Annotated in this window: 9 protein-coding genes; all 9 read right to left on the bottom strand. The window is 29.4% G+C overall.

What is annotated here, in order from left to right; translation table 11 throughout:
- Positions 1–66: 66 nt before the first annotated feature.
- Genes HUJ77_RS14505 through HUJ77_RS14465 form a run of 9 tightly spaced genes read right to left on the bottom strand, consistent with a single transcriptional unit; the run spans position 67 to position 4,834 of the window.
- Entirely contained in the window at positions 67–216 is a 150-nt protein-coding gene (locus HUJ77_RS14505; RefSeq protein WP_291709840.1) for a hypothetical protein, read from the bottom strand.
- Between the two features lie 4 nt (positions 217–220).
- Positions 221–511, bottom strand: a complete 291-nt coding sequence (locus HUJ77_RS14500; RefSeq protein ID WP_291709838.1) for a hypothetical protein — start codon at positions 509–511, stop codon at positions 221–223.
- 12 nt (positions 512–523) lie between these two features.
- Positions 524–1,156 (bottom strand): hypothetical protein, encoded by a 633-nt coding sequence (locus HUJ77_RS14495; RefSeq protein WP_291709836.1) that lies wholly within the window; start codon positions 1,154–1,156, stop codon positions 524–526.
- A 16-nt stretch (positions 1,157–1,172) separates the two neighbouring features.
- Positions 1,173–2,102, bottom strand: a complete 930-nt coding sequence (locus HUJ77_RS14490) for an Ig-like domain-containing protein (protein ID WP_291709834.1) — start codon at positions 2,100–2,102, stop codon at positions 1,173–1,175.
- A gap of 13 nt (positions 2,103–2,115) precedes the next feature.
- Positions 2,116–2,376, bottom strand: coding sequence for a hypothetical protein (locus HUJ77_RS14485; protein ID WP_291709832.1), 261 nt, complete (start codon positions 2,374–2,376; stop codon positions 2,116–2,118).
- 10 nt (positions 2,377–2,386) lie between these two features.
- Complete coding sequence (locus HUJ77_RS14480; protein ID WP_291709811.1) at positions 2,387–3,178, bottom strand: putative phage tail protein; 792 nt, start codon at positions 3,176–3,178, stop codon at positions 2,387–2,389.
- Positions 3,175–4,215, bottom strand: a complete 1,041-nt coding sequence (locus tag HUJ77_RS14475) for a baseplate J/gp47 family protein (protein WP_291709809.1) — start codon at positions 4,213–4,215, stop codon at positions 3,175–3,177. Before HUJ77_RS14475 ends, HUJ77_RS14480 begins: the two co-directional genes overlap by 4 nt.
- Complete coding sequence (locus tag HUJ77_RS14470) at positions 4,215–4,607, bottom strand: DUF2634 domain-containing protein (RefSeq protein ID WP_291709807.1); 393 nt, start codon at positions 4,605–4,607, stop codon at positions 4,215–4,217. Before HUJ77_RS14470 ends, HUJ77_RS14475 begins: the two co-directional genes overlap by 1 nt.
- The gene (locus HUJ77_RS14465) at positions 4,604–4,834 is read right to left on the bottom strand and encodes a DNA helicase (protein ID WP_291709805.1); all 231 of its coding nucleotides are present in this window, start codon (positions 4,832–4,834) and stop codon (positions 4,604–4,606) included. Before HUJ77_RS14465 ends, HUJ77_RS14470 begins: the two co-directional genes overlap by 4 nt.
- Positions 4,835–4,931: the final 97 nt, after the last annotated feature.

The following is a 4,931-nucleotide window of genomic DNA, read 5'->3' as shown; positions in this document are numbered from 1 at the left end:
TATTTAATCTTTTATCATGAATTTCTAATTGATGTTTTACTAATTCATCATTCATATTGCACCTTCCTATTTATCATCTAATAAAGTAACTAATTCATTATATTCCGCTTCTGTTATCCTATTATTTAATAAGAATACATCTAACTTTTCCAACATCTGTTCCTTAGTACCATAAGTTCCTTTATTTATAACTGTTACACATAATTTGTATGTCATATATTTACACTCCTAACTCTAATTTACTTATTCTATATTCATGATCTAAAGCAATTTCCTCTAATCCTGGCTCTGGTGTTACTTCAACTTCAGGAATATATTCTTCAATATAATCGAACAATCCATTACCATTACTAGTCTCTTTCACTCTAAATTGTTTCCCTTCGGCTTGTTTTTCAAAAAATAACTCATACTCATCTTTTAAAATTGGCTTATCACTTAGTTTTATTTCGTGAATACCTTCTACAACAAATCCAAAATAATTATCTTCTATTCTTAAATAATATTGTTCCATATAATAACCTCCTTAATATCCTAATGCTATCCAAAAAACTCTTCTAGTTGCTCCAGTATTTTGTCCAACGTATCCAGTTCCTTTTGTGTAAACTCCACAATTGCACCCTAGCTGAGTAGATACAGTAGTGCCACTAATTGAAGCAGACATAGTAAAAATAGTATTAGGAAATTCTATTGGAAAAGTAATACTTGTATTTACTCCACTTGTTGCATTTTCTACTACTCCCCATTCTATTACAATTCCGTTAGGTAATTTAGTATATCCAGAACTTCCTTTTGAATTTATATAATCCTTCACACACACTATAGAATTAGATGCTCCATTCTCCCAAACTGAAGGTCTTTCGGCACCTACTAGAAATGTAGGATTTAATTCATCACCATATGTTACAGCACCATTGTTTTGCATATAAGCAATATTTACTTCTCTTCCATTGCTCATTCTACTCTTTAATTTTTTTATTGGTAATAATTCTAAATCTCCATTAATTTTACCACCAGTTGATTTGAAATCCTCCCAAGCTTTTATAATACTAAATAATTTTTCATCCATAATATCAAAATTTCCATTTAAAACTGTTATGTCTGGAGGACTATCTGTAAGTTCTGGTTTATTCATTTGATAATTAGTTGTTTTTAACATTAAATCCCTTCCCTTCCTAATCTGTTACATCTACAGTTATTACATAGCTTTGTCCAACATTAACTGGATTTGGTGCTATTATAATACTTGATAGTGTAGGAGCTATTGTATCTAATATAACTGTTCTTGTTACTGTTGTTACTTTGCCTGCAAGGTCTGTAGCTTTAACTGTTATAGTATTAGTGCCTTCAATTAAAGTTAATGATTTGTTAAAGTTTCCTGATGAATCTACTGTTATTGCTCCTTGGTCTACTCCATTTAATATAATAGCTACCATTGCTACACTACTTGTTACATCATTAGTTACTCCAATTATTGATAATGTATCTATGTTCCTATAGCTTGTAGTTTCTGAAGGTGATGTTATATTCAATACTGGTGGTACTGTATCAACTACAAAACTCCTTGAAACTGCTATTGCTGCATTTCCATCATTGTCTTGTACATTAATTGTTACTGTATGACTTCCATCAGTTAAAGCAGTCTGAGGTGCATAGGTTATATTATATCCTCCAGTTACAGCAGTTACGTTAACTCCTGGACTAGTATTAGTTAGAGTTACCCCATTATCTACCTTTATGGATAGACTACTAATCTTAATTCCAGAACCATTAGTTTCATCTCTCAATTGCAATGTTATAGAAGGTGTATTATTTGCTAAATAGGCTCCACTTGCTGGAGCAGTAATTGTTATTATAGGTTTAGTTACTTCTTTTACAAATAACTTTAATTTCTCTCCTAAATTTGAACTACTATCATTTGCTGTTGTAATATTTCCAGCCATATCTGTAGCTTCAATAATCACAGGGTAATAGTGTCCAGCATTAATGTTATAACTTGTAATATTAGGTGCTGCTATTGTACCTTCATATTTCCCTGTTGTTGCATTCTTAGTAAGTGTTATCCACGTACCATTTATTTGCGCTCGTACTGTATTAATAGCCATAATTAAATCCTTTCTAATAATTTTTAATATCTAACCAACTATTGAAATTATTATTTACCATACCCCAAGTATTAAAACTTTCTTTAAGATTTAGCCAGTTATCTTCACTTATCTCTACTTCAATTTTAATTGGAGCTCCTGCATTAATAGTCTGCTGATATATTTGTTGCCAATTTACATTACTATTTTTTAAAGCACTCCAATTACCTAAGTTTTTTATATTCATCCAGTTATAGTTAGTTATTATATTTACTTTGTCTATTCTAACTGCCATTTCACACCTCTTACTGTGGTGGTATATAATTTTTTATAGTTTGCCAATCCTTCATAGTTCTTACTGTATTCCAATCAGCGTAATTTTCTTGTATATCATTCCAAGTAGCAAAGAACTTGACTACAATTAATTTAATATGACTTGGAACCAATGGTTTTAGCGTTCTTGCTATATCATCATATCTATAATCCTTATAGTTATCTGGACTTAGTACTTGTACTCTTAGTAAGCTATTACCTGTAATTGGATTATCTTTTTCATCAGAAGTAAAAAACATAACTATACAATCACTTCCTGTAATTGCATTTACTACATCTTTAATTGATTTTTCATTCAACTTATTACTCTTTTGTAATAGTGATTTAATATAACTTCTTCTTTGTTCTAAGTTCCCTTGCCCTTTTACATTTATGAAAGTTTCTATTCTTTCAACAGCATCATTAGATGAAGTAGATATAAAAACATCAGACTTAACCTTTTCTATGTTTGAATGTAATTCATCAAAACTTATATTTTCTGTATCATAAAGAAGCTTAAATTTATCTACCTCTGAAATAAATTCTGGAACTAATTTTTCTAAAAATGTTACTCTCTCTGTTGAAGCTATTACTTTTAAATAAAAGTTGTATCTTGAATCACTACTATCTATATAAGTTACTCTACCCTCTGAACTAACTTCTAATAGTAAATTATAATTACCAGCTACATTAGGGGCATTTACTGATTTACTCCAAGTTTCATCTCCATTATCAATTAATTTATATGTTTTACCATCAACAGTATAATTAATAAAATCTATCATTGTTGTACCACCGTTAAGTTAATACTATTTAGTACAGGAATTTGATCACCCTCTATTATTACATCAGAAGTCAGTCCATTTATTTTCAAATTACTTAAATCTAAGATACTTGGAGAATCTAATAATGTACTTCCTATCCTCATATAACTAACACTATTTTTCTTATATACAATTTTTGATAGGTAATTAGATATTGCCTCTGAAGCACCAATAACTTCTGTGTAACCTTCATTTAAAGTAACATTAGCTGTAATATTAATATCTTTTTTAGTACCACCAGTTACTTTAACCTTACTACCTATAGGAGCTACTCCATTACCTAACCCTTTACTATCTGGATCCATATATTTTTGAAATTCCTCAACTAACCCACTCTCTGCTGGTTTAAATAATGAATTAGTAATTGCTACCTTAACTGTATTTGCTCCATTCCATAAGGGAAATACTTTCGCAGCCCCTATACCAGAATATTCTGTAGCCCATTTCAAGTATTGAGCTGCATTACCATCTTGAGCTGGATTAATAAACTGTTCTTTTATTCTAGCTCTTAAATCTTCATCTGATTCAACATTTGAACCACTAGTTATAATATTAGTTAAAGTAGCATTTATCCCACTTATATTATCTATATTCTCTAATTTTCCCTCATATAAATTACCTAGTTCTCCAGCTTGATTACATTCTGCTTTATAAATGTTTGTGCTTATTGCTTCAGTTACTGTATATATTAAATCTTCAATTCCCCATCTACTACCTATTTCTATTTCTGAATTAGTTTCTATCTTTCTAATTGCTTTTCTTGCTTCTTTCCTTGTAACTCCATAATCTAATGCTTTTCTATCTAAATACTCCCCTACAGTTGTATCTATAAAGAATAGATCTGTATAATTACTAAGTTTAAAATAAGTTTCAGCTAACTTATATGCAGCTGGAGCTAATGCATCATATATAATACTACCTTCCCTTTTATCTATATCATTATCAACTCTACTTAGCATATCATCTAATATATTTTCAAAAGTCATTTCTTCAAACATTAAATATCTACCTCCTTAGTTATAGATATTCCACCATATATACTGCTTACATTAAAAGAACATAATAAGTTATCTCTTTCTTGTATAAATTCAAAGTCATTTACTCCATTTATTCTTTCATCTTCCAATAAACATTCCTCAATTCTTCTTCTAAGCTCAACTTTTACATAATCAGACTCTCTACCTATTAAGCTTTCTAGTTCTATTCCATAATTAAAGCTGTATATTGGATATTCATATCTCTCTGTGTTTAAAACCTTATATATGGCTTGTTTTAACGATTCTAGTTCATCTACATATCCACTTATATTATCATCAATGATTCTATAAGTTTTGCTAGTTTCTATTTTTTCTTCAATTTCTAAACCATTTAATTTACTTGTAGGTATCATTCAATTACCTCCAAAATAAAAAACTCTTGTCCTCCAAGATTTCTTAAAAGTCTTACCTTTTGTCCTGGGGAAAGAGATTTTTTTAAATTTCCTGTTACAAAATCAAAAGGAATGGTTAACTTATCTGTAAGTTTAATACCATTCCCTATTACCGTTCCTACGACTATACTACATAACTTAATATTGCTTAAGTAGTTTTCAATAATTCTTTTTATTTCACTTATCATATCATAACCTCCAAATCCATAGTATGATGTGGTAAAAAGCTATGAGTTGCTGATTTAACTATCAATCTTTTATCTAAATTTATATCTTTTATTTTAG

It is taken from the genome of Clostridium sp. (assembly GCF_021443865.1).
Classification (GTDB): Bacteria; Bacillota; Clostridia; order Clostridiales; family Clostridiaceae; genus Clostridium.
Note: the sequence above shows the minus strand (reverse complement) of the source record. Positions and strands in the feature narration are given on the sequence as shown.

What these genes read in the sequence shown, in the direction of transcription:
- HUJ77_RS14485 (WP_291709832.1), bottom strand. Translation starts at nt 2,376, where the DNA reads ATGGCAGTTAGAATAGACAAAGTAAATATAATAACTAACTATAACTGG.
- HUJ77_RS14490 (WP_291709834.1), bottom strand. Translation starts at nt 2,102, where the DNA reads ATGGCTATTAATACAGTACGAGCGCAAATAAATGGTACGTGGATAACA.
- HUJ77_RS14495 (WP_291709836.1), bottom strand. Translation starts at nt 1,156, where the DNA reads ATGTTAAAAACAACTAATTATCAAATGAATAAACCAGAACTTACAGAT.
- HUJ77_RS14475 (WP_291709809.1), bottom strand. Translation starts at nt 4,215, where the DNA reads ATGTTTGAAGAAATGACTTTTGAAAATATATTAGATGATATGCTAAGT.
- HUJ77_RS14500 (WP_291709838.1), bottom strand. Translation starts at nt 511, where the DNA reads ATGGAACAATATTATTTAAGAATAGAAGATAATTATTTTGGATTTGTT.
- HUJ77_RS14465 (WP_291709805.1), bottom strand. Translation starts at nt 4,834, where the DNA reads ATGATAAGTGAAATAAAAAGAATTATTGAAAACTACTTAAGCAATATT.
- HUJ77_RS14470 (WP_291709807.1), bottom strand. Translation starts at nt 4,607, where the DNA reads ATGATACCTACAAGTAAATTAAATGGTTTAGAAATTGAAGAAAAAATA.
- HUJ77_RS14505 (WP_291709840.1), bottom strand. Translation starts at nt 216, where the DNA reads ATGACATACAAATTATGTGTAACAGTTATAAATAAAGGAACTTATGGT.
- HUJ77_RS14480 (WP_291709811.1), bottom strand. Translation starts at nt 3,178, where the DNA reads ATGATAGATTTTATTAATTATACTGTTGATGGTAAAACATATAAATTA.